Genomic DNA, 23,579 nt, shown 5'->3' with positions numbered 1-23,579 from the left:
CTTGAACAAGAAGTACCTGGTCCTGCCGGCCGTGCTCGTCGTCGCGGCAGCGGTCGTCGCGACGCTCGAACTCCGGCCGACGGAACTCAAGAAGCTGCGCGAGCGGAACTTGTGCCTGGGCATGCTGACGGAGCAGACCGCGGGCCTGCTCCAGGACGGCAAGGGAGGGGCCGTCCAGGTCGACGAGTTCATCCCGAAGAGCTCGGGATCCGAGACCGAGCCGGCGGACCAGGTCTTCTCCACCACCTGCTTCGTCAATCGGGAGAACCCCGGGGACAAGGGCAGCAAGCGGCTCCAGTACACCCTGGACGTGAGCTCCACCGATACGCCGAACGACCCCCCGAAGGACGCCGACCGCATCGGTGACGGCCTCACGGGCTGGGTGGGCCGGCGGCAGAGCGAGGTGCAGCTTCCGGACGGGTGCGCGAAGAAGATGAGGCGGCCCGACGCGCAGTACATCAGCGTCACCCTCAAGGTCTCACCGGTCGCCATCGTCGGACGGGACTGGAACTACGCGTCACTGATGAAGGACCAGCGCACCGTGATCCTCGAAGCCGTGGAGAACCTGACCAAGCAGTACGACTGCGCCGCCTGACCGACATCAGCGTGCCCGCCGCCACGCCTCGCCGCGGCGGCGGGCACGAGGACCACCTCCGGGCGCCCGCTGAGCTGTGGTGTCAGAACGGCATGGAGGGGGCGCCGACAAGTGAATGGGACCGTTTCCGATGGACAAGAAGTGGCTGCCGCTGACCCTCGTGCTCGGCGTCGCCGGAGCGGCCGTCGTGACGGCGAGCCTCTGGCCTGACGGCAACGAGAAGCCGGCGCTGCCGCAGACCCTGTGTCATGGCGCGCTCAGCCGGCAGACGGCGGAGCTGGTCGACGACGGCAAGGGGGGCGAGGTCAGCGCGGAGGAGTGGGAAAGCCCGGGCAAGGGTGACCTCAAGGTGTTCAAAGGGTGCGGCGTCATGCGCGCCAACCCCGACAGCGACTACCGCCGAGGCATCTTCAACCTGATCATCGCGGACGCCCGGCATGACTCCGGCCCCAGGAAGGACTCCGTCCCTCTCGGCCCCGGCTTCAAGGGCTGGGCACTCCCCGACCAGGCCGAGGCCACTCTGCCCGCCGGCTGTGCCGCCCGAATGGGCTCGCCCGCCCCGTACATGACCGTCAGGCTCATCGCTCCCTCTCAGGAGGAGAAGAAGGGCCTCGTCGACCGGGACACCGCGATCCGCAACAGCGCGACCGTGGTGCGAGAAGCCGCCACCCATCTCGTCAAGCGGTACGACTGCGCCGCCTGACCGTCGTCCGACCGCCCAGCCCTCCCGCTGCCGCGCCTCGCCGCGGCGGGCGGGCCGGGCGTCAGAAGCCCGGCCCGCAGCCGCTCAACGGACCCCTGGCGCGCGAGGGGTCATGCTCGCTGCACGCGAAATGCCCTCGCGGGCGCGTTTCCCCAGGTCAGAACGATTCTTCCCGAGGTGTTCGGTGGGGCGGGTGGGACTCGAACCCACGGCCGACGGATTATGAGTCCGCTGCTCTAACCGGCTGAGCTACCGCCCCTTTTCGGCGTGGCGCGTACAAGTGTGCGCGCCGTCTGCCGCAGCATAGCCGGTCATACGATCTCTCGCTCCGGATGGTCGGCTTCGCATGACCATGAAGACCTCGCCGCCGGCCGTCCGGTTCCGGATGGAGCGAAGTACACGCGAAAGAGTCACATGCGCCCCACCCGCACCAGGGTGACGACCTTGGGCGGGCATACGAAAAAGGACCCCGTGGGGTCCTCTTCCGTTCCGCTCCCCCGACTGGACTCGAACCAGTAACCCTCCGGTTAACAGCCGAATGCTCTGCCAATTGAGCTACAGGGGATCGCGCTCCCCCGACTGGACTCGAACCAGTAACCTGCCGGTTAACAGCCGGCTGCTCTGCCAATTGAGCTACAGGGGATTGCTGCGTGTGCACCGAACCCTACCTACCTGGCTGCTGCCGGGCGGCGCTCGTTCGCTGCGACACATACATTAGCGCAAGCAGGGGGGTGCTTTGCCAATCGGTATCCCCCGGGGTGATCTCAGGTGCCCGCGGGTAGGCGGGCAGCACACGTCGCACTGAAGCTTCGCAGTGAGCAAGGAAGGGTGGCAGCCATGCGGTACCGGCTCACGTTCATCGCCGGACTGGCCCTCGGATACGTGATCGGGACACGGGCCGGACGCGAGCGCTACGAGCAGATGAAGAAGTCCGCGCACCGGTTCGCGCAGAACCCAGCCGTGCGCAATACCGCCGAGTCCGCGGCGCAGAGCGGCCGCGATCTGGCCGGCAAGGCGTGCCGCGCGGTAAGCGAGAAGGTCGGCGAGAAGGTCCCGGCCTCGGTGACCGGGCGGGTGCGCTCGCTGCGGGACCGGGGCCGCAACGGCGAGGACGACTGGGGCACCAGCAACACCTAGGGCCTGCGGGGGCCCGAGGCCGCGCAACCGGTACGGAAAAGGTCCGGCGGTGCGGCAGAATCTTGGGCATGGGGATAGTCGCCGGCTTGGACAGTTCTTCCGCCTTCACGCACATCGTCGTCTGCGATACGGACACGGGCGCAGTGCTGCGCCGGGGGTTCGCCGCACACCCCGTCGAGGCGAAGGCCACCGAGGTCGACCCGCAGGCGTGGCTGCTCTCGCTCGGCGAGGCCGCCGGCGGCGGGCTGCTCGAAGGGGTGCAGGCCATCGGTGTCTCCGCCCAGCAGCACGGTCTGGTGCCCCTGGACCACCAGGGCAATCTCGTACGCCCGGCGCTGCTCGGCAACGACAAGCGGGCGCAGGCCGCCGCGGCGGATCTGGTCGACGGGCTCGGCGGGCGGCAGGCCTGGGCCGAGGCGGTCGGGGCGGTGCCGCAGGCCGCGCAGCCGGTGGCGAAGCTGCGCTGGATGGCGCGGACCGAGCCGGAGGCGGCCCAGCGGGTGGCCGCGGTGCTCCAGCCGCACGACTGGCTGGTGTGGCAGCTGCTGGGGCGTCCGGCCCGGCGGACCACCGACCGGGGTGCCGCGTCCGGCACCGGCTACTGGTCGGCGGACACCGGTTCCTACCGGCCCGACCTGGTGGAGCTCGCGCTCGGGCACCAGGCGGCGCTGCCCGAGGTGCTCGGCCCCGCCGACGCGGCCGGGACGACGCCCGAGGGGCTGCTGATCTCCGCGGGGACCGGCGAGACGATGGCGGCGGCGTTCGGGCTCGGGGTCGGGGTCGGCGACGCGGTGGTCTCGCTGGGGGCGTCGGGCTCGGTCATGGCGGTGCACCACGAGGCGCTGTCCGATCCGGCCGGGATGATCACTTCGTTCGCCGACGCGACCGGGAAGCACCTGCCGGTGGTGCACACCTCCAACGCGGTGCGGGCACTGCGCGGGACCGCCGAGATGCTCGGCGTGGAGGGGCTGGAGGAGCTCTCTGCGCTGGCGCTGAAGTCCACCCCGGGCGCGTCCGGGCTGGTGCTGCTGCCGTACCTGGAGGGCGAGCGGACGCCGCAGCTGCCGCACGCCGCGGGGACGCTCTGCGGGCTGCGGCGCGAGTCGATGAAGCCGGAGCATCTGGCGCGGGCGGCGTTCGAGGGGATGCTGTGCTCACTGGCCGACGCGCTCGACGTGCTGCGCGGCCGGGGCGTCGAGGTGCGGAGGGTGTTCCTGCTGGGCGCGGCGGCCGAACTGCCCGCCGTACAGGGGCTGGCGCCCGCGCTCTTCGGTACGCAGGTGGTCGTGCCGCAGCCTGCCGAGTACGCGGCGCTGGGCGCGGCCCGGCAGGCGGCCTGGGCGCTGGCGGTCTCGCAGGGGACGGGCGATCCGCTCACGCCCCCGGCCTGGCAGGGTGCCGCGGCGCAGGTGCTGGAGCCGGGCGAGGAACTGGCGGTCGGGCAGGCGGTGCGCCAGCAGTACGTGGCGACGCGGGACCAGATCCATCCGGGGGCGTTCGACCCCGCGGTCTGAGTCCGTACGTCTGCGCGACGGGTCGAGTGCACCGGGCGAGGTGAACCCCTCCACTTGTGTACTCGGTCTGTTTTTTGACCTGGTCTTGAGTAAAACTGCTCGCAGTCACGGCCGTCGGTGCCGGAAAATGGGTCGATCCCTGTCTTCTGCCGACTCCGAGAGACACGCGTGCTCATAAAACTCCTGCGGGCCTATCTCGGTCCGTACAGAAAACCCATCCTGCTGCTGGTCCTCCTCCAACTGCTGCAGACCTGCGCCAGCCTCTACCTGCCCACGCTGAACGCCGACATCATCGACAACGGTGTCGTGCAGGGCGACACGGGCTACATCCTCGAATTCGGCGGCATCATGATCGCCGTCAGCATCGTCCAGGTCGTCTGCAACATGGGGGCCGTGTACTTCGGCGCCCGTACCGCTTCCGCTCTCGGCCGCGACATCCGGGCGTCGGTCTTCGACCGGGTGCAGTCGTTCTCGGCCCGTGAGGTGGGGCGCTTCGGGGCGCCCTCGCTGATCACCCGTACGACCAATGACGTCCAGCAGGTCCAGATGCTGGTGCTGATGACGTTCACGCTGATGGTGTCGGCCCCGATCATGTGCGTCGGCGGCATCATCATGGCGCTCGGCCAGGACGTGCAGCTGTCCGCGGTGCTGCTCGCGGTGGTGCCGGTGCTCGGCATCGCGGTGAGTCTGATCGTGCGGCGGATGCGCCCGCTGTTCCGCACGATGCAGGAGCGGCTCGATACGGTGAACCGGGTGCTGCGCGAGCAGATCACCGGCAACCGCGTCATCCGCGCCTTCGTCCGGGACGGCTACGAGGAGGAGCGGTTCCGCGGCTCCAACACCGAGCTGACGGATGTGGCGCTGTCCACGGGCCGGCTGATGGCGCTGATGTTCCCCACCGTGATGACGGTCGTGAACGTCTCGTCGATCGCGGTGATCTGGTTCGGCGCCCAGCGCATCGACAGCGGCGGCATGGAGATCGGCGCGCTGACCGCGTTCCTCGCCTATCTGATGCAGATCGTCATGTCGGTGATGATGGCCACCTTCATGTTCATGATGGTGCCGCGCGCCGAGGTCTGCGCCGAGCGCATCCAGGAGGTCCTGGAGACCGAGTCCAGCGTGGTCCCGCCCGTGAAGCCGGTCCGCAAGCTGCTCGCCCGCGGTCATCTGGAGGTGCGCGGCGCGGACTTCCGCTACCCGGGCGCCGAGGAGCCGGTGCTGCGGTCGGTGGATCTGGTGGCCCGCCCCGGCGAGACCACCGCGATCATCGGGTCGACGGGCAGCGGGAAGTCGACGCTGCTCGGTCTCGTACCGCGGCTGTTCGACGTGACGGACGGCCAGGTGCTGGTCGACGGCACGGATGTGCGGACGCTGGAGCCGGCGCTGCTGGCGAAGACCGTGAGTCTCGTACCGCAGAAGCCGTACCTGTTCTCCGGGACGGTCGCGACGAACCTGCGGTACGGAAACCCGGACGCGACCGACGAGGAGCTGTGGCACGCGCTGGAGGTCGCGCAGGCCAAGGAGTTCGTCACGGCGCTGGAGCACGGTCTGGACGCGCCGATCGCGCAGGGCGGCACCAATGTGTCGGGCGGGCAGCGGCAGCGTCTGGCCATCGCCAGGACGCTGGTGCAGCGCCCGGAGATCTATCTCTTCGACGACTCGTTCTCCGCGCTCGACTACGCCACCGACGCCGCGCTGCGCGGGGCCCTCACCCAGGAGACGGCCGAGGCGACCGTCGTGATCGTGGCGCAGCGCGTGTCCACCATCCGCGACGCGGACCGGATCCTGGTGCTGGACGAGGGCCGGGTCGTCGGCTCCGGCACCCATCACGAGCTGATGGACGGCAATGAAACGTACCGGGAGATCGTGCTCTCCCAGCTGACGGAAGCGGAGGCCGCGTAATGGCCGGGCCTGGCGGACGCATGATGGCGGGCGGGGCGCCGACCGACCGGTCCATGGACTTCAAGGGGTCCTCGAAGCGGCTGCTGAAGCGCTTCGCGACGGAGAAGACCTCGCTGTACGTGATGCTGGTGGCCTGCGCGCTGAGCGTGGGTCTGTCGGTGGTCGGGCCGAAGATCCTCGGCCGGGCGACCGACCTGGTCTTCGCCGGGGTCATCGGCCGGAGCCCCGAGATACCCGAGGGGGCGACCAAGGAGCAGGCCGTCGAGGGACTGCGCCAGAGCAACAGCGGCCTGGCCGACATGCTCTCCAAGGTGGACTTCGTCCCCGGTCACGGCATCGACTTCGGTGCGGTGGGCGAAGTACTGCTGGTGGCGCTGGCGGTCTACGTCGGCGCCGGTCTGCTGATGCTGGTGGCGACCCGGCTGTCGATCAGCATCATCAACCGGATCGTGTTCCAGCTGCGCGAGGACATCCAGACGAAGCTGTCGCGGCTGCCGCTGTCGTACTTCGACCGGGCCAAGCGTGGCGAGGTGCTCAGCCGGGCGACGAACGACATCGACAACATCTCGCAGACGATGCAGCAGACGATGGGCCAGCTCATCAACTCCCTGCTCACCATCGTCGGCGTGCTGATCATGATGTTCTGGGTCTCGCCGCTGCTGGCGCTGGTCGCACTGGTGACGGTGCCGCTCTCGGCGGTCGTGGCGACGCGGGTCGGCAAGCGCTCGCAGCCGCAGTTCGTGCAGCAGTGGAAGACGACGGGCAAGCTCAACGCCCACATCGAGGAGATGTACACCGGGCACACCCTGGTGAAGGTGTTCGGCCGGCAGGAGGAGTCCGCGCGGGACTTCGCCGAGCAGAACGAGGCGCTGTACGAGGCCGGTTTCAAGGCGCAGTTCAACAGCGGGATCATGCAGCCGCTGATGATGTTCGTCTCCAACCTGAACTATGTGCTGATCGCCGTCGTGGGCGGTCTGCGGGTCGCTTCGGGCGCGCTGTCGATCGGTGATGTGCAGGCGTTCATCCAGTACTCGCGGCAGTTCTCGATGCCGCTGACCCAGGTCGCCTCGATGGCGAACCTGGTGCAGTCGGGCGTCGCCTCGGCCGAGCGGATCTTCGAGCTGCTGGACGCCGAGGAGCAGGGCACCGACCCCGCGCCCGACGAGCGGGAGCGCCCCGAGGAGCTGCGGGGCAGCGTCTCGCTGGAGAAGGTGTCGTTCCGTTACGACCCGGAGAAGCCGCTCATCGAGGACCTGTCGCTGAACGTCGAGCCGGGTCACACGGTCGCGATCGTCGGCCCGACCGGGGCCGGCAAGACCACGCTCGTCAATCTGCTGATGCGGTTCTACGAGGTGACGGGCGGCCGGATCACGCTGGACGGGGTCGACGTGACGAAGATGTCGCGCGACGAGCTGCGCCAGGGCATCGGCATGGTCCTCCAGGACACCTGGCTGTTCGGCGGTTCGATCGCGGACAACATCGCGTACGGCGCTTCGCGCGAGGTCACCCGGGAGGAGATCGAGGAGGCGGCGAGGGCGGCCCACGCCGACCGGTTCATCCGCACCCTGCCGGACGGTTACGACACGGTGATCGACGACGAGGGCTCCGGCGTCAGCGCGGGCGAGAAGCAGCTGATCACCATCGCGCGGGCGTTCCTGTCCGACCCGGTGATCCTGGTGCTCGACGAGGCGACGAGCTCCGTCGACACCCGTACCGAGGTGCTGATCCAGAAGGCGATGGCACGGCTGGCCCACGGCCGTACGAGCTTCGTGATCGCGCACCGGCTCTCCACCATCCGGGACGCCGACATCATCCTGGTGATGGAGAACGGCTCGATCGTCGAACAGGGCACCCACGAGGAGCTGTTGGCCGCCGGGGGCGCCTACGCCCGGCTGTATTCGGCGCAGTTCGCCCAGGCGGTCGCCGAAGTCGACTAGGAGCGCTGTCCGTTCATACGTACGCGAGGGCCCGTGCCGCCGGCCGGCGGCGCGGGCCCTCGCGGCGTCAGTCGAGGTAGCCGCGGAGCTGGTCGGCGAAGGCGTGGTCCCGCAGCTTGCTGAGGGTCTTGGACTCGATCTGGCGGATGCGTTCGCGGGTCACGCCGAAGATCCTGCCGATCTCCTCCAGGGTGCGGGGCCGTCCGTCGTCCAGCCCGTAGCGCAGCTGTACCACCTTGCGTTCGCGCTCGCCCAGCGTCGACAGCACCGCTTCCAGGTGCTCGCGCAGCAGCAGGAACGCGGCGGACTCGACCGGGGACGCGGCGTCGCCGTCCTCGATCAGGTCGCCGAGGGCGACGTCCTCCTCCTCGCCGACCGGGGCGTGCAGCGAGACGGGTTCCTGGGCGAGCCGCAGGACTTCGCCGACCCGCTCCGGGGTGAGGTCGAGCTGGTCGGCGACCTCCTGTGCGGTCGGCTCGTAGCCGCGCTCCTGGAGCATCCGGCGCTGGACGCGTACGACGCGGTTGATCAGCTCGACGACATGGACCGGGACCCGTATGGTCCGCGCCTGGTCGGCGAGGGCGCGGGACATGGCCTGGCGGATCCACCAGGTCGCGTACGTGGAGAACTTGTAGCCCCGGGCGTAGTCGAACTTCTCGACGGCCCTGATCAGCCCGAGGTTTCCCTCCTGGACCAGGTCGAGCATGGTCAGCCCGCGGCCGACGTAGCGCTTGGCGACGGAGACGACGAGGCGGAGGTTGGCCTCGATGAGGCGGCGTTTGGCCATCCTCCCCATGACGACGAGGCGGTCCAGGTCGACGGCCAGCCGGGTGTCCGGGTCGGGGGTGCTCGCGAGCCGTTCCTCGGCGAAGAGACCGGCCTCCACCCGGCGGGCGAGCTCCACCTCGTCGGCGGCGCCGAGCAGCGGGATCCGGCCGATCTCCCGCAGGTACTGGCGGAAGAGGTCGGAGGACGGACCGGCGGCCTCCGGACGGCTCCTCGGCCCGGACTCCGGTCTCGGGGGCGGCTCTGCCAGGAGCCCCTCGGGCGGATCGTTCGGTATCGGCGGCTCCACCGCGCCCTCCGGATGGTGCACGGCCCGGTTCTGCGCGGGGACGGCCGAGACGTGCTCGGTTTTGGTCAGGGTCCGGGTCTGCACGGGGGCGACCTCCAGGTGATCGCTGCCGGACCGCGGGGATGGAGGACCACCGTTCGATGGACCGGCCGCGCTCCGATGTCTCAGGCACCGCACCCCAGTGTGGGGTACGACACATCGCCGCCACGAGGGGCGTGCGGGGACTTTCTGAGTCCGGTCCGTGACCGGTCGGTTACGCGGGGGCGATCCCGCCGCCGGGCCGGCGCGTCAGAGCGCGTCGGCCCCGTTGTTGCGCAGGGACTGGGCGTACTGCTGGAGGACCCAGACCTCGTTCTGCGCCGCCGCCAGGTGATCGGGGGCGACATTGCTGCCGAGGCGGGCGAGGCTGCCCTGGACGTCGTTGATCCGGCGGTCGACGGCGCGCAGCCGGACCTGGACGAGCTGCATGCCCGCGTAGGTCTCGTCGATGGTCTTGCCGTGGAAGACCTCGACGGCGAGCTCGGTGACCAGATTGCGCACCGTGTCGTTGGGCGCCGCGTCCAGGACCTGGACCAGATATTCACGGGTCTCGGGGACGCCCAGCTCGGCGCCGCCGGCCTCCGCGATGCACTGCCGGACGGCCGCGTACGGCGGGGCGGTGAACTCGTCGGCCCCGTAGGCGTCGAACGCCGGGGAGACCAGGGCGGGCTTCTGCAGGGCGAGCTTGAGCAGCTCGCGCTCGGTGCGGTGGGCGGGACTGCGGAGGTTGAGCGCGGGGCCGGAGGGGGCTGCGGCGGGGGGCGCCTGGACCTGCTGGTGCCGGGGGCCGCCGCGGGAGGGGGTCTGGCCGGGGCCCCGCTGGTCGCCCCGCTCGCGGGCCCAGCGGGCGAGCTGGCCGACGCGCTTGACGACGAACTGGGTGTCCAGGATGCCGAGCATGCCGGCCAGCTGGACGGCGACCTCGTGCTGCGAGGAGCTGTTCTTGATCCGGGCGACGACGGGTGCCGCCTCGTCGAGCGCGGCGCCGCGGCCCGCCGGGGTCTCCAGGTCGTACCGGCCGACGATCTGGCGGAGCGCGAACTCGAAGAGCGGGGTGCGGGGTTCGACCAGGTCGCGGACCGCCTCGTCGCCCTTGACCAGGCGCAGGTCGCAGGGGTCCATGCCGTCCGGGGCGATCGCGATGTACGTCTCGGCGGCGAACTTCTGGTCGTCCTCGAAGGCGCGCAGGGCGGCCTTCTGCCCGGCGGCGTCACCGTCGAAGGTGAAGATCACCCGGGCGCTGCCGTTGTCCATCAGGAGCCGGCGCAGGATCTTGATGTGGTCGCCGCCGAAGGCCGTGCCACAGGTGGCGATGGCGGTGGTGATCCCGGCGAGGTGGCAGGCCATGACGTCGGTGTAGCCCTCGACGACCACGGCCCGGCTGGCCTTGGCGATGTCCTTCTTCGCCAGGTCGATGCCGTAGAGCACCTGGGACTTCTTGTAGATCGCGGTCTCGGGGGTGTTGAGGTACTTCGGTCCGTTGTCGTCGTCGCGCAGCTTGCGGGCGCCGAAGCCGACGACGTCGCCGGAGGTGTCGCTGATCGGCCACATCAGCCGGCCGCGGAAGCGGTCGATGGGGCCGCGCCTGCCGTCCTGGGAGAGGCCGGAGGCGATCAGCTCCTTGTCGCTGAAGCCCTTGCCGCGCAGATAGCGGGTGAGGTGGTCCCAGCCGGCCGGGCTGTAGCCGACGCCGAAGTGGGCGGCGGCGGCCTGGTCGAAGCCGCGCTCGGCGAGGAACTTACGGCCGATCTCGGCCTCGGGGCCGTCCAGCTGCTCGACGTAGAACCGGGCGGCCACCTTGTGCGCCTCGACCAGCCTGATGCGCTCGCCGCGCTGGTGGGAGGGGTTGTAGCCGCCCTCCTCGTACCGCAGGGTGATGCCCGCCTTGGCGGCGAGCCGCTCGACGACCTCCGCGAACGTCAGGTGGTCGATCTTCTGCACGAAGGCGATCGTGTCGCCGCCCTCCTGGCAGCCGAAGCAGTGGAAGAGACCCTTGCTCGGGCTGACCTGGAAGGAGGGGGACTTCTCGTCGTGGAACGGGCAGAGTCCCTTGAGGTTGCCACCGCCCGCGTTGCGCAGCTGGAGATACTCGGAAACGACGGCGTCGATCGGGACCGCGTCCCGTACCGCCTTCACGTCGTCGTCATTGATCCTGCCTGCCACGGGTGAAGTCTACGGGTGGGCCACGACAGCCGTGGAGCGCGCCGATGTGATCCGTGGAACGGTCGCCGCGACGCCGCAGGCATGTGTCAGGCACCCCCCAGGGATTCCAGCGGCACCGACGGGTCCGCCAGCGCGTCCGGGTCGATCTGCCGGCCGGACCGGATCAGCCCCTGCACGGTCTCGGTGACGTCCCACACGTTGACGTTCATCCCGGCCAGCACCCGGCGGTCCTTCAGCCAGAAGGCGATGAACTCCCGCTTCCCCGCGTCACCCCGGATGACCACCTGGTCGTAGCTGCCCGGCGGCGCCCAGCCCGAGTATTCGAGGCCGAGGTCGTACTGGTCGGAGAAGAAGTACGGCACCCGGTCGTAGCCGACCTCCTGGCCGAGCATGGCGCGGGCCGCGGCCGGGCCGCTGTTCAGCGCGTTCGCCCAGTGCTCCACGCGCAGCCGGGTGCCGAGCAGCGGGTGGTCCACGTTGGCGACGTCACCGGCCGCGAAGATGTGCGGGTCGCTGGTGCGCAGCGAGGCGTCGACGGCGATGCCGCCGCCGACCGCGCGGGGGGCCATGGCGAGCCCGGCGGTCTCGGCGAGGGCGGTGCGGGGCGCGGCGCCGATCGCGGCGAGCACGTCGTGGGCGGGGTGCTCCTCGCCGTCGTCGGTGCGGACGGCGAGCACCAGGCCGTCCTGGCCGATGATCTCGGTGAGGCGGAGGCCGAAGTGGAAGCGGACCCCGTGGTCGCTGTGGAGGTCGGTGAAGATCTGGCCGAGTTCGGGACCGACGACCTGGTGCAGCGGGGTCGGCTCCGGTTCGACGACGGTGACCTCGGCGCCGTACCCGCGGGCCGCCGCCGCGACCTCCAGGCCGATCCAGCCGGCCCCGGCGATCACCAGATGGCCGTTGTCGCGGCCGAGTGCGGCCAGCACGTTGCGCAGCCGGTCGGCGTGGGCGAGGCGGCGCAGATGGTGGACGCCGGCCAGGTCCGTGCCCGGGACGGCGAGGCGGCGCGGCTCGGCCCCGGTGGCGAGCAGCAGCTTGTCGTAGTGGACGACGGTGCCGTCGCCGAGCTGTACGGCGCGGGCCTCCCGGTCGAGCGAGGTGACGGGCTGCCCCAGGTGCAGCTCGATGTCGGCGCCCGCGTACCAGGCGGTCTCATGGACGAAGACGCTGTCCCGCTCCTCCTTGCCGGCGAGGTAGCCCTTGGAGAGCGGAGGCCGTTCGTACGGGTGGTCGCGTTCGTCGCCGAGCAGGATCACCCGGCCGCTGAAACCCTCCGACCGGAGCGTCTCGGCCGCCTTCGCTCCCGCCAGCCCTCCGCCCACGATGACGAACGTCCGATGTGCGTCGACCACTTGGTGCCTCCTCGGTGCTTGCTTCGCGGCGCCGCCAACTGCGAGCGTCCCGCACGCAGCGTGATGGCGAAAGAGGGTGTACCCCGATCAGGTCACACCCGGTGTCCGCGCTCCGTGAGCGACGCGTGCAGCGAGCGGGCCGAGGCGTCGGTCAGAGCGGCGATCTGGTCGACCAGGACCCGCTTGCGGGCCCGGTCGTCGCGGGCGGCGTCGAACAGCGCCCGGAACTGCGGCTCCAGTCCCTCCGGGGCGCGGGCGGTCAGGGCGGCGGCCAGCTCGGCGATGACGATCCGCTGGTCGGCGCGGATCGCCTCCTGCTCGGCGCGCTGCATGACGTAACGGTCGGCGACCGCCTTGAGCACCGCGCATTCGTTGCGGGCCTCGCGGGGGACGACCAGCTCGGCGGCGTACCGGCCGAGGCGGCCCGTCCCGTGGGCCTGTCGGGTGCTGCTCTCGGCGGCGAGGCAGAACCGGCCGATCAGCTGGCTCGTCGCGTCCTTCAGCCGGGCCTGGGCGACGGCGGTTCCGTCGTAGCCGTGCGGCCACCAGTCCTCGGCGATGAGCCGGTCCAGCGCGTCGGCCAGCTCCTGGGGGTCGGTGTCCGCCGGGACGTAGCGGCCGATGGCGACCGCCCAGATCGCGTCCCGCTCCGGTTCGGCGTAGAGGCAGTTGGGGTCGATGTGCCCGGCGTGCAGCCCGTCCTCGAAGTCGTGCACGGAGTAGGCGACGTCGTCGGACCAGTCCATGACCTGGGCCTCGAAGCACTTGCGGTCCTTCGGTGCCCCCTTGCGGGCCCAGGCGAAGACCGGCAGGTCGTCCTCGTACACCCCGAATTTCGGTGAGCCCGGGTCGGTGGGGTGCTCGCCGCGCGGCCACGGGTACTTGGTGGCGGCGTCCAGGGCGGCCCGGGTGAGGTTGAGTCCGACACTGACCAGTTCGCCGGTGCGGGTGTCGGGTACGAACCGCTTCGGTTCGAGCCGGGTCAGCAGCCGCAGCGACTGGGCGTTGCCCTCGAAGCCCCCGCAGTCCGACGCGAAGTCGTTGAGCGCCTGCTCGCCGTTGTGTCCGAACGGCGGGTGGCCCAGGTCGTGGGCGAGGCAGGCGGTCTCGACGAGGTCGGGGTCGCAGCCGAGCGCGGCCCCGAGCTCGCGGCCGACCTGGGCGCATTCGAGTGAGTGGGTGAGCCTGGTCCGGGGGCTGGCGTCCCAGGCGTGGCCGCGGGTGCCCGGGGTGACGACCTGGGTCTTCCCGGCGAGCCGCCGCAGCGCGGCGGAGTGCAGCACCCGGGCACGGTCGCGCTGGAACGCGGTGCGGCCCGGCCGTTTGTCCGGCTCGGTGTCCCAGCGCTCGGCGTCGGCCGCGCCGTAGGGGCCGGTGCCGTGGTCGTGCGTGCCGTGGTCGTGCGTGCCGTGCGTGCCGTGCGTGCCGTCCATGGGTCCGACAGTAAACGGCCGGACCGACAAGAAGGCTCAGGCGGGCGCCCGGAAATGTCCGTTCATCAGTTTTTTACCGCGGGCGCTGCGGGTGCTCCCCGGATTCCTTCCGGACTCCGATCGGATTCCGTTCCGCGTCGCCGCCGGGTCAGCGGGCGGGGCCGAAGAGCCGCTCGATGACGTCCGCGACCCCGTCCTCCTCGTTGCTGAGCGTGTGCGTCGGTATCGCGGCCAGCACGCTCGGGTGGGCATTGCCCATCGCGTAGCCGGTGCCGGCCCATTCGAGGACGGTCAGGTCGTTGGGCATGTCGCCGAAGGCGACGACCTCCGCGGCGTCGATGCCGCGCCCGGCGCACAGCACCGACAGCGTGCCGGCCTTGGTGACGCCGGACGCGCTGATCTCCAGCAGCCCGCGCCCGCCGGAATGGGTGAGCTGCACCCCGTCGACCGCCCCCGCCTCGGCCGCGGCCAGCAGCGCGTCCGCGTCGAGCCGGTCCGACCAGGCGAGGAGCTTGGTGACGGGGACATCGGCCAGCCAGAGGTCCGCGAGCGCCGGTACGGGCAGCTCGGCGCCGGTGTCCTCGGAGAGCCGCAGACGGTAGGCCGGTTCGTACAGGATGTGGTTGCCGGTCTCCAGGGCGAAGCCGATCCCCGGCACGGCGGCGGCGAGCGCGGTGGCCACGCGGCGGGCGGTGGAGAGCGGCAGGACGCGGGAGGAGACGACGGTGCGCGTCCCGATGTCGTAGACCATCGCCCCGTTGCTGCACACCGCCGTGCCCGTGAAGTCGGCGGCGTCGGCGAGCCGGTCGACGAACCTGGGCGGCCGGGCGGTGACGAGGACGATCTCCGCGCCGGCGCTCTCGGCGGTGCGCAGGGCGCGCAGGGTGCGGGGCGAGAGGGTGCCGTCGTTGCGCAGGAGGGTGCCGTCGAGATCGGAGGCGATCAGTCGTGGACGCAGCATTGGGCGATGGTATGGGCCGGACCGCCCTCCGGTCCGCGCGGCCCCGGACCGGTGGGGCCGGACCTGAGCGGCCGTGCGGCATTCGTCCCGCCCGCCGGAGAACCCTTTCGGCCTCCGGTTCGTCCGATCAAGTGGGACGACGGAGCACGGCACGGAAAGAGGGGGCTCCCATGCGGGTGAAGTGGCCAAAACGGCCGGCGCTCGGGCGGTTGCGGCCGCGCTGGCCGCGCACGCGGCGCGGGCAGCGGCGGGCCGTGCAGGGGGTGATGCTCGCGTGTGTGGCCGGGCTGGCGCCCATGACCTGGATGTACTCCGTCGCCGACGCCCGGGTCAGGACGACCGCGGACGCGCCCGCGCAGCAGGTGGCGGTGGTGTTCGGGGCGGGGCTCTGGCAGGGCAGACCGTCGCCGTATCTCGCCAACCGGCTGACGGCCGCCGCCGAGCTGTACCGGGACGGGAAGGTGAAGGTCGTGCTCGTGACCGGTGACAACAGCCGCGAGGAGTACGACGAGCCGGATGCCATGCGTACCTATCTCACGGAGCACGGGGTGCCGGACGAGCGGATCGTGAGCGACTTCGCGGGGTTCGACACCTGGGACTCGTGCGTGCGGGCCAAGAAGATCTTCGGGGTCGACCGCGCGGTGCTGGTGAGCCAGGGGTTCCACATCCGCCGGGCGATCGCCCTGTGCCGGTCCGCGGGGATCGACGCGTACGGCGTCGGCGTGGACGCCAAGCACGACGCGACCTGGTACTACGGCGGCACACGGGAGGTGTTCGCGGCGGGGAAGGCGGCGCTGGACGCCGTCTTCAAACCCGATCCGCACTTCCTGGGGCCCCGGGAGACCGGGATCGGGGAGGCACTGGCGGCCCGGGAGCGGTAGGACCCCGGGCCGCCGGGGCGGCCCTACAGCGACGTGACCGGGGCGGTCTCGGCCGAGACCCAGGCGAGATAGCGGGCGCTGCCCCGTACCACCGGGATCGCGATGATCTCCGGGGTCTCGTAGTCGTGCGCCGCCTCCAGGTGGGCCTCCAGTTCGTCGTACCGCTCCGCCGCCGTCTTGAACAGCAGCTGCCACTCCTCGGTGGTCTCGATGGCGTTCTGCCAGCGGTAGACCGAGGTGACGGGCGCGGAGATCTGTACGCAGGCGGCGAGCCGCGCCTCCACCACGCCCTGCGCCAGGGCATGGGCCTTCTCCTCACTGTCCGTCGTGGTCAGTACGGTCAGCCATGCCGGCGTCGTCACCTTCGGCTCCTGCGGGGTCGGGTTGCGGGGTGTCCCGGTACCCGTCGATTGTCGGCGACATCGGGGCGCGGCGCAGCGCTCCCGGGTCAGGTGCCGTACGGGCGGACCGCCTTGGCGTCGCGCAGGGCGTGCCCCCACCAGACCAGCTGGTCGAGCAGCACCTTGACCGCCGCGTCGCAGCCCGCCGGGTCCCGGGGCCTGCCCTCGTCGTCGAACAGGGCGCCCACGTTGTGGAAGGACACGGTCTCGCGGATGCCGACGGTGTGCAGCTCCGCGAAGACCTGCCGCAGCTGCTCGGTGGCGCGCAGCCCGCCGGAGACCCCGCCGTACGAGACGAAGGCGACGGGCTTGGCCTGCCACTCGTCGCGGTACCAGTCGATGAGGTTCTTCAGCGGGGCCGGGAACGAGTGGTTGTACTCGGGGGTGACGACGACGAAGCCGTCGGCCGCCGCCAGCCTGGACGCGACGGCCGCGAGCCGGGCCTGCGCGTCGGCGTCGGGCCGGAAGGAGAGCGCGACCGGGAGGTCGAGTTCCGCGACGTCGATCAGATCGGTCTCGATGTCGGGGCGGGGGCCGGTGTGCGAGAGGAACCAGTCGGAGATGACGGGGGCGAACCGTCCGTCGCGGTTGCTTCCGAGGAGGACGGCGACCTTCAGGGGCGCGGTGGACGAGGGCGAAGAGGATGCTGTGGTGAGGTCCATGCCGAAAGACTCGTATGTCAACCGGGGTTTAGGTCAAGCTCCTTCTGCCGGTCCGTCCCGCCGGGCGTCGCGGCTACGGGACAGCCCTTACGGTGGAGGCATGGTGACTCCCCCGCCCCCGCCCTTCCCGTACGCCGAGTTCGACGGCCGTCCGGCCACCGAGGCGGACCTGCGGATTCCGGCCTTCCTCGGCTACGGCCATTTCACGGCCATGCAGGTCAGGGACGGAAAGGTGCGCGGCCTCGATCTGCATCTGGACCGACTGGACGCGGCGAACCGGGAGTTGTTCGAGCGCCCGCTCGACGGGGAACGGGTCCGCGCGCTGATCCGGCACGCGCTGGAGGGTGCCGGGGTGCGGGACGCCTCGGTCCGGGTCCACGGCTATCTGCCGCCGGGGGAACCGGAGACGACCGTCATGGTCACGGTGCGCGGGCCGGCCCGGAAGTCCGCCGAACCGCACGGACTGATGTCCGTCCCGTACGCCCGTACCGTGCCGCACATCAAGCGGCCCGGCGAGTTCGGCCAGACGTACTACGCGCAACTGGCCGCCCGTGCCGGGTTCGACGAGGCCCTGCTGACCCTGCCGGACGGCACGGTGACGGAGGGCGCGATCACCAACGTCGCCTTCTGGGACGGCACTTCGGTGGTCTGGCCGGACGCGCCGTGTCTGGTCGGCATCACCATGGCGCTGCTGGAGCGTGAACTGCCGGGCGCGGGGCTGGAGTCCGTACGGCGTCCGGTGACCCTGGACGGGCTGGGCGCGTTCCGGTCGGCGTTCCTCACCAACTCGCAGGGCATCGCGCCGGTCGGGCGGATCGACGCGAGGGAATTCGTGGTGGACGAGGAGCTGATGCGGCGGATCGGGCAGGCGTACGACGGTACGCGGTGGGACACCGTCTGACGCACCCCGGCCCCCGGTGCGGCCGGCGACCGTACCGGGGCCGGGGCCCGGCTGTGTGCGGGCTACTTCTCCCAGCCCACCGTCTCCGGGAGCGGGCTGTGGAAGATGGTGGCGCCGACGTTGGCGAGGCCCTTCTTCACGCTGTACGTCGAGGGGCCGCTGAACAGCGGCAGGAAGGCGTACTGCCGGAGCGCCTTCTGCTCGACCTCGTTGACCGCCGCGATCTGCTCGTCGAGGTCCGCTATACCGGCGGTGGCGCGGATCTCCTTGTCCAGGGCCGGTGTGCCGAAACCGGTGATGTTGGAGTCACGGTCCGAGCAGTAGAAGTCGCACAGGTAGCGGGCGCCGAACGGGTCCATGGAGCGGTTCCCGGACAGGAAGAGGTCGAACCGGCGCTCGCTGAGGATCTTCGAGAAGTCCGCCTCGTCGGCCTTCCTGGTGACGACCTTCACGCCGACCGGCTTCAGCATCGCGGTGAAGGCACCGGCGATGGCCTTGTCCAGCGGGTCGTCGCCGAGGATCGTGTAGCCGACCTCCAGCTTCTTGCCGTCCTTGACCCGGATGCCGTCGCCGCCGGGCTTCCAGCCCGCCGCGTCGAGCGTCTTCTTCGCCTCGTCCGGCGAGTACTTCAGCACAGCCGAGACATTGTCCTGGTAGCCCTTCTGGAAGCTGTACAGCACCGCCGAACCGGGCAGCGGCTCCTGGTAGTCGAGCCCCTGGAACTGGATCTTCGCGATCTGGGAGCGGTCGATGCCCTCCTGGATGGCCTTGCGGACGGCCGTGTCCGAGAGGTTCGCCGACTTGGTGTTGAAGTAGAGCGAGTACTCGAAGGGGCTGCCGCCGCTGCGGATCTCCGTCCCCTTGAGCCCCTTGACCTGCTTGAGGCTCTCCGCGTCGACGGCCGAGGTGTAGTCGAGCTGGCCGTTCTTGAAGGCGTTGACCGCCGCGGTCGACTCCAGGTTGACGTAGACGCGCTTGTCGAGCTTGCCCTTCTTGCCCCACCACTTCGGGTTGCGGACGAAGGTGATGCCGCCGGAGTGGGTGTCCCACTCCCCGACGGTGTACGGGCCGGCGCCCCACTCCGGATGGGCCTTCTTGACGTACGCCTTGTTGAAGTTGGCGACGGTGGCGGCCTCAGGGTGCAGGAAGGTGCTGAACAGGGTCGTCCAGGCGGCGTTGACACCCTTGAACTCGATGACGGCCTGCTTGGCGTTCGCGCCCTTGCGGACCGAGGTGATCTGGTCGTAGCCGTCGGTGGAGGAGGTGTCGAAGGCCTTGTCGGAACCGTTGTTGGCCTTCCAGGTGGCCTCGATCGCGGTCCAGTCGATGGGGGTGCCGTCGTTGAAGACGGCCTTCTCGTTGATGGTCAGCGTGACCGTCTGCCTGCCGCCCTCGGCGGAGACCTTCACGTCGCTGTAGTAGTCCGGGTTGTACTGCACCTCGCCGGTGGGCGAGTACGTGATCGCGTCGGCGTTGTACCAGGCCCAGACCCGGGACGCGGTCAGGGTGGCGTTGACGTTGAACGGGTTGCCCTGGTCGTCGAAGGTCCCGGCGGTGGTGTACGTGCCACCGTCCTTGATCCGGTCGTACGGGACGGGGTTGTAGTCGGCCGCGGCCGACGCCGCCCTGGGGGTGTCCTTGCCCGCCGCACCGGCCGTGTCCTTCCCGGAGGAGGCGTCGCAGGCGGTGGCGGCGACCGAGACGGCGGCGACGAGGGCGAGGGGCAGGGCCAGTCTTGCGCGCATGGCGGAAGGGCTCCTTCTGGTTCGGGGAAGGGGAAGGGGGACGAGTTGTGTTCGGACGAGCTGTACGAGCCGTGCTCAGGGGCGGGGCGGTGCCCGCGCGGGGGCGGTTCAGACGGCGTGGCAGGCGTACTGGTGGCCGGGGCGTCCGGCGACCGCCGTCGGCTCGGGACGCTCCGTGCGACAGCGCCGGCGCACGTCCTCGTCGGCGAGGCGGTACAGGGGACAGCGGTCGACGAAGACGCAACCCGCGGGCGGGCGGGTGGCGCTCGGCTGCTCGCCCTGGAGCACGACGCGTTCGCGGGCGCGTTCGCGCTGCGGGTCGGGCACCGGGATCGCCGAGAGCAGCGCCCGGGTGTAGGGGTGCCGGGGGTCGGAGAAGATCGTCCCGGTGTCCCCGGTCTCGACGATGTGCCCGAGGTACATCACCGCGATGCGGTCGGAGACGTACCGGACCACGGCCAGGTCGTGGGCGACCACCAGGTAGGCGAGCCCCAGTTCGCGCTTGAGCCGGGCCAGCAGGTTGATCACCCCGGCCTGCACCGATACGTCCAGGGCCGAGAGCGGCTCGTCGAGTGCCAGCAGTTTCGGCTCGGTCGCCAGGGCCCTGGCGATGCCGACCCGCTGACGCTGACCGCCGGACAGCGCGGCCGGGAAACGGCCGCTCACCGAGGCGTCCAGGCCGACCAGGGCCAGCAGTTCGTGGATCCGGGAGCGGATCGTCTCCCGGTCCCGCCCGATGGCCCGGAGGGGTTCGGCGAGCAGTTGGAAGACGGGCAGCCGGGGGTTCAGGGCCCCCAGCGGGTCCTGCATGACGATCTGTACGTCCCGCCGCAACTCCCGTACGCGCGCGGCGGAGTCGACGGTGCCGACGTCGGTGCCGGCGATCTCGATCCGTCCGCCCTCGGGCTGCTTCAGCCGCAGGACCTCCAGCAGCGTCGTGGTCTTGCCGCTGCCCGACTCGCCCACCAGCCCCAGGGTCTCCCCGGCACGCAGCTCGAAGCTCACCCGGTCGACGGCGTGCAGGGTGCCGACCCGGCGCTTGAGGAGGGCGCCCTTGGTGACCGGGAAGGTCTTGACCAGGTCCTCGACCCGGAGCACCACCTCGCCGGTCGCGGTGGGCCCGGAGCCGCCCGGGAGGTCGTCCGGCGCGGTGTCCCCGGCGGGGTCCAGGGTGCCGTCGGCGATCTCGTCCGCGCGCAGGCAGGCCACGTGCCCGTGCCCGGTGATCTCGCGCAGCTCCGGCTCGTCGGCCCGGCAGGCGTCCTGGGCGACGGCGCAGCGGCTCGCGAAGGGGCAGCCGCCGGGGAGGTCCACGAGGGCGGGCGGCTCCCCGCCGATCGGGACCAGGGGGCGGTGGACCCCGCTGTCCACGGTGGGCACGGCGGCGAGCAGCCGCGCGGTGTACGGCATGGTCGGCCGGCGGAACAGCTCGTCGACGCCCGCGCGCTCCACGAACCGGCCCGCGTACATGACGGCGATGTCGTCGGCGTGGCCGGCCACGACCCCGAGGTCGTGGGTGATGAGGACGAGCCCGGCCCCGGTCTCCTGCTGCGCCAGCCGCAGGACGTCCAGGATCTGGGCCTGCACGGTGACGTCGAGCGCGGTGGTGGGCTCGTCCGCGACGAGGACGGACGGCTTGTTGGCGATGGCCATGGCGATGACGACGCGCTGGCGCATGCCGCCGGAGAACTCGTGCGGGAACGACTTGGCCCGGCCCCTCGGGTCGGGTATGCCGACGAGGTCGAGCAGTTCGACGGCCTGTTCCCAGGCCGCCCGCCTGGTGAGGTCCTGGTGGACGCGCAGGGCGTCGGAGAGCAGCCGGCCCACGGAGAAGATGGGCGTGAGCGCGGACAGCGGGTCCTGGAAGACCATGCCGATGGAGTTGCCGCGCACCGCGGAGAGTTCCTTGTCCCCGAGACCGATCAGGTCCCGGCCTTCGAGCAGCACCTGCCCCCGCAGTTCGGCGGAGGGCGGCAGCAGGCCCATCACGGCCATCGCGGTGGCCGATTTGCCCGAGCCGGACTCGCCGACGATGCCGAGGGTCCGGCCCGGCAGGAGATCGAAGCCGACGCCGCGCACCGCCTCGACGCGGCCGGCCTCGGAGGGGAAGGTGATCCGCAGGTCCCGTACCGAGAGCACGGGGGTGACACCGGTGGGTGCCGGGGATCCGGCCAGGGTCGTGAGGGTCATCGTCGGCCTCCTGCCGCACCGGTCACGGACGTGGGGTCGAGGGCGTCGCGCAGCCCGTCGCCGACGAAGGTCATCGACAGGGTGAGCAGGACGACCAGACCCGCGGGGAAGGCGAAGAGCCACGGAGCGCTCGTGACGGTGCTCGCACCGTCCGCGAGCATCGTGCCGAGGGAGACGTCCGGGGTCTGGACGCCGAACCCGAGGAAGGACAGGGCGGTTTCGCTGAGCACGGTCGCGACGACGCCGAGCGTCAGATTGACGATCAGCAGCGAGCCGAGGTTGGGGATGATGTGGCGCAGGATGATGCGCGGCGCGCTGACCCCCATGAACTCGGCCGCCGTCACGTAGTCCCGTTCCCGCAGCGAGGTCGAGACGGACCAGATGACCCGTGCGGTGGACATCCAGCCGAACACCGTGAGCACGACGATGAGGACCCGCCAGTCGCCGGCGAGGCGGTGGGAGACCAGGGCGAGGATGAGGAACGAGGGGACGACCAGCAGGAAGTGGATGACGGCGAGGGTCGCCTTCTCCACCCGGCCCCCGAAGTACGCGGCGCTGGAGCCGATGACCGCGGCGACGACGATGGTCAGCGCGGAGACGCTCACGGCGATCGCCAGGGAGCGCTGGAGTCCGTGCACGGCGGAGGCGTAGACGTCGTTGCCGCCCTGGTTGGTGCCGAACCAGTGGGTGGCGCTCGGTGGCCGGGTGAGGGCGGCGAAGTCGGCGTCGGAGTACGCGTAGGGGGTGAACAGCCCGCCGAACAGGCTGAACAGCACCAGCAGTACGAAGATCACCACCCCGGCGACGGCGAGGCGGTTGCGCAGGAAGCGCCGCAGGTAGAGGCGGCCGAGGCCGAGGTGGGGCGTTTCCTTCGCCGCTTCGTCCGTCGCTCGGTCCGTCGCTGCGGGCGAGGTGCCGGTCGTCGTGCCGGTCGTCGTGTCGGTCGTCGTGTCGGTGGCCACGTCAGTTCACCCTCACCCGGGGATCGAGGAAGACGGTGGCGACATCCGCGAGGATCGCGCCGATCGCGGTCAGTGCGGCGGCGAAGGCCGCGGTCGCGACCGCGCCGTGCACGTCGTTCTTGGCAATGGTCTGGATGAAGTAGCGGCCCATGCCGTTCCAGCCGAAGATCGTCTCGGTGATGACGGCGCCGGTGAACATGGCCGGGATGCTGAACGCCACGGATGTCGCCGTCGGAATGAGCGCGGCGCGCAGGGCGTGCCTGCGGATCGCCCTGGACCGGGTGAGCCCGGTGGCCCGGGCGGTGCGTACGAAGTCCGCGTTGATCGTGTCCAGCAGCAGCGAACGCTGCGTCAGGTGGTAGCCGACATAGCCCATCAGCGTCAGGCTGAGGGTCGGCAGGATCAGATGGAGCAGGCGGTCGCCGATCGTCGGGAACAGCCCCTCGACGCCCGGCGAGTTCTCCCCGGCGACGTAGAGGAAGTGCAGTCCGGCGTTCTGGTTCAGCCAGATGGCGACGAAGACCACGGCGAGCGCGGCCACGGACGTCGGGATGTTGAACACCGCGATGGACACGGCCTGCGAGATCCGGTCGGCCCAGCCGTACTGCCGCGAGGCGGTGTACACGGCCAGGGAGACGCCGGCGACCACGGACAGGACGGTCGCGATGATGACCAGTTCGCCGCTGATGAGCGCCCGGTAGCCGATCTCCCCGTTGACCGGGACACCGGTCGGTGACCTGCCCCAGTCGAAGTGGAGCACCACCGAGGTGAACCAGTCCCACCACCGGTGGACCAGCGGCTCCTGCGGGTTCAGGTTGTACGGCGCGAGCGCCCGGTCGATCTGCTCCTCGGTACGGACCGGGCGCAGCTCCTTGAAGTTCGACCGGGGATCGAGGAACCAACTGGCCAGGAAGTAGGTGGCGTTGGTCGCGACCACGATCATCAGCAGCCAGCCGGTCGCCTTGCGGATCACATGGCGCACCATGGCCGGCACCTCCTCACCGCACGGGGGAGACGCACCTCGAA

The 23,579-nt window shown here is 70.8% G+C and carries 19 protein-coding genes and 3 tRNA genes; 8 read left to right on the top strand and 14 right to left on the bottom strand.

Annotated elements, in window-relative coordinates:
• Window position 1: 1 nt before the first annotated feature.
• Both ACFYY1_RS02505 and ACFYY1_RS02500 read left to right on the top strand, forming a co-directional pair.
• On the top strand, window positions 2-595 hold the full coding sequence (locus ACFYY1_RS02505) for a hypothetical protein (RefSeq protein WP_388579761.1): 594 nt from the start codon (window positions 2-4) through the stop codon (window positions 593-595).
• 130 nt (window positions 596-725) lie between these two features.
• Window positions 726-1,298, top strand: a complete 573-nt coding sequence (locus ACFYY1_RS02500; protein WP_388579758.1) for a hypothetical protein — start codon at window positions 726-728, stop codon at window positions 1,296-1,298.
• A gap of 185 nt (window positions 1,299-1,483) precedes the next feature.
• Here the strand turns inward: ACFYY1_RS02500 and ACFYY1_RS02495 are convergent.
• The 3 genes from ACFYY1_RS02495 to ACFYY1_RS02485 all read right to left on the bottom strand — a co-directional run bounded on the left by ACFYY1_RS02495 (window position 1,484) and on the right by ACFYY1_RS02485 (window position 1,941).
• Window positions 1,484-1,557, bottom strand: a tRNA-Ile gene (locus tag ACFYY1_RS02495).
• 233 nt (window positions 1,558-1,790) lie between these two features.
• Window positions 1,791-1,863: transfer RNA gene (locus ACFYY1_RS02490), tRNA-Asn, on the bottom strand.
• A gap of 5 nt (window positions 1,864-1,868) precedes the next feature.
• Window positions 1,869-1,941: transfer RNA gene (locus ACFYY1_RS02485), tRNA-Asn, on the bottom strand.
• Window positions 1,942-2,135: 194 nt separating this feature from the next.
• Here ACFYY1_RS02485 and ACFYY1_RS02480 point away from each other — a divergent pair.
• The 4 genes from ACFYY1_RS02480 (at window position 2,136) to ACFYY1_RS02465 (ending at window position 7,788) form a co-directional block, all read left to right on the top strand.
• On the top strand, window positions 2,136-2,435 hold the full coding sequence (locus ACFYY1_RS02480) for a YtxH domain-containing protein (protein WP_388581443.1): 300 nt from the start codon (window positions 2,136-2,138) through the stop codon (window positions 2,433-2,435).
• Between the two features lie 68 nt (window positions 2,436-2,503).
• The gene (locus ACFYY1_RS02475) at window positions 2,504-3,949 is read left to right on the top strand and encodes an FGGY family carbohydrate kinase (RefSeq protein ID WP_388579755.1); all 1,446 of its coding nucleotides are present in this window, start codon (window positions 2,504-2,506) and stop codon (window positions 3,947-3,949) included.
• A 168-nt stretch (window positions 3,950-4,117) separates the two neighbouring features.
• On the top strand, window positions 4,118-5,851 hold the full coding sequence (locus ACFYY1_RS02470) for an ABC transporter ATP-binding protein (protein WP_388579752.1): 1,734 nt from the start codon (window positions 4,118-4,120) through the stop codon (window positions 5,849-5,851).
• A complete protein-coding gene (locus ACFYY1_RS02465; RefSeq protein WP_388579749.1) occupies window positions 5,851-7,788 on the top strand; it encodes an ABC transporter ATP-binding protein in 1,938 nt (645 codons plus the stop codon). Before ACFYY1_RS02470 ends, ACFYY1_RS02465 begins: the two co-directional genes overlap by 1 nt.
• Window positions 7,789-7,855: 67 nt before the next feature.
• On the opposite strand, the gene ACFYY1_RS02460 is transcribed toward ACFYY1_RS02465, so the two are convergent.
• The 5 genes from ACFYY1_RS02460 to ACFYY1_RS02440 form a co-directional block, all read right to left on the bottom strand.
• Complete coding sequence (locus ACFYY1_RS02460) at window positions 7,856-8,947, bottom strand: RNA polymerase sigma factor (protein WP_388579747.1); 1,092 nt, start codon at window positions 8,945-8,947, stop codon at window positions 7,856-7,858.
• Window positions 8,948-9,151: 204 nt separating this feature from the next.
• Entirely contained in the window at window positions 9,152-11,065 is a 1,914-nt protein-coding gene (gene dnaG, locus ACFYY1_RS02455; RefSeq protein ID WP_388579744.1) for a DNA primase, read from the bottom strand.
• Between the two features lie 86 nt (window positions 11,066-11,151).
• Entirely contained in the window at window positions 11,152-12,417 is a 1,266-nt protein-coding gene (locus ACFYY1_RS02450; protein ID WP_388579741.1) for an NAD(P)/FAD-dependent oxidoreductase, read from the bottom strand.
• 92 nt (window positions 12,418-12,509) lie between these two features.
• A complete protein-coding gene (locus ACFYY1_RS02445; protein WP_388579738.1) occupies window positions 12,510-13,850 on the bottom strand; it encodes a deoxyguanosinetriphosphate triphosphohydrolase in 1,341 nt (446 codons plus the stop codon).
• 148 nt (window positions 13,851-13,998) lie between these two features.
• Complete coding sequence (locus tag ACFYY1_RS02440) at window positions 13,999-14,811, bottom strand: Cof-type HAD-IIB family hydrolase (protein WP_388579736.1); 813 nt, start codon at window positions 14,809-14,811, stop codon at window positions 13,999-14,001.
• A gap of 170 nt (window positions 14,812-14,981) precedes the next feature.
• Between ACFYY1_RS02440 and ACFYY1_RS02435 the strand changes: the two genes are divergently transcribed.
• Entirely contained in the window at window positions 14,982-15,692 is a 711-nt protein-coding gene (locus ACFYY1_RS02435; RefSeq protein WP_388579733.1) for a vancomycin high temperature exclusion protein, read from the top strand.
• 23 nt (window positions 15,693-15,715) lie between these two features.
• Here ACFYY1_RS02435 and cutA read toward each other — a convergent pair whose 3' ends face one another.
• Both cutA and ACFYY1_RS02425 read right to left on the bottom strand, forming a co-directional pair.
• Window positions 15,716-16,054 carry a divalent-cation tolerance protein CutA gene (gene cutA / locus ACFYY1_RS02430; protein ID WP_388579731.1) on the bottom strand — a complete coding sequence of 113 codons (339 nt, stop codon included), beginning with the start codon at window positions 16,052-16,054 and terminating at the stop codon, window positions 15,716-15,718.
• Between the two features lie 86 nt (window positions 16,055-16,140).
• Window positions 16,141-16,755 (bottom strand): NADPH-dependent FMN reductase, encoded by a 615-nt coding sequence (locus tag ACFYY1_RS02425; RefSeq protein WP_388579729.1) that lies wholly within the window; start codon window positions 16,753-16,755, stop codon window positions 16,141-16,143.
• A 100-nt stretch (window positions 16,756-16,855) separates the two neighbouring features.
• On the opposite strand from ACFYY1_RS02425, the gene ACFYY1_RS02420 reads away from it, so the two are divergent.
• Window positions 16,856-17,656, top strand: a complete 801-nt coding sequence (locus ACFYY1_RS02420) for an aminotransferase class IV family protein (protein WP_388579726.1) — start codon at window positions 16,856-16,858, stop codon at window positions 17,654-17,656.
• 62 nt (window positions 17,657-17,718) lie between these two features.
• On the opposite strand, the gene ACFYY1_RS02415 is transcribed toward ACFYY1_RS02420, so the two are convergent.
• From ACFYY1_RS02415 to ACFYY1_RS02400, 4 genes are all read right to left on the bottom strand, one after another.
• Window positions 17,719-19,401, bottom strand: a complete 1,683-nt coding sequence (locus ACFYY1_RS02415) for an ABC transporter family substrate-binding protein (RefSeq protein WP_388579724.1) — start codon at window positions 19,399-19,401, stop codon at window positions 17,719-17,721.
• A gap of 108 nt (window positions 19,402-19,509) precedes the next feature.
• Window positions 19,510-21,591, bottom strand: a complete 2,082-nt coding sequence (locus ACFYY1_RS02410; protein WP_388579721.1) for a dipeptide ABC transporter ATP-binding protein — start codon at window positions 21,589-21,591, stop codon at window positions 19,510-19,512.
• Window positions 21,588-22,553 carry an ABC transporter permease gene (locus ACFYY1_RS02405; protein ID WP_388579718.1) on the bottom strand — a complete coding sequence of 322 codons (966 nt, stop codon included), beginning with the start codon at window positions 22,551-22,553 and terminating at the stop codon, window positions 21,588-21,590. Before ACFYY1_RS02405 ends, ACFYY1_RS02410 begins: the two co-directional genes overlap by 4 nt.
• A 1-nt stretch (window position 22,554) precedes the next feature.
• Complete coding sequence (locus ACFYY1_RS02400; protein WP_388579715.1) at window positions 22,555-23,538, bottom strand: ABC transporter permease; 984 nt, start codon at window positions 23,536-23,538, stop codon at window positions 22,555-22,557.
• Window positions 23,539-23,579 lie beyond the last annotated feature (41 nt).

It is taken from the genome of Streptomyces sp. NPDC001890 (genome assembly GCF_042891445.1).
Lineage (GTDB): Bacteria > Actinomycetota > Actinomycetes > Streptomycetales > Streptomycetaceae > Streptomyces.
The sequence above is the reverse complement of the archived record's forward strand: the minus strand, read 5'-3'. Positions and strand labels throughout refer to the sequence as shown.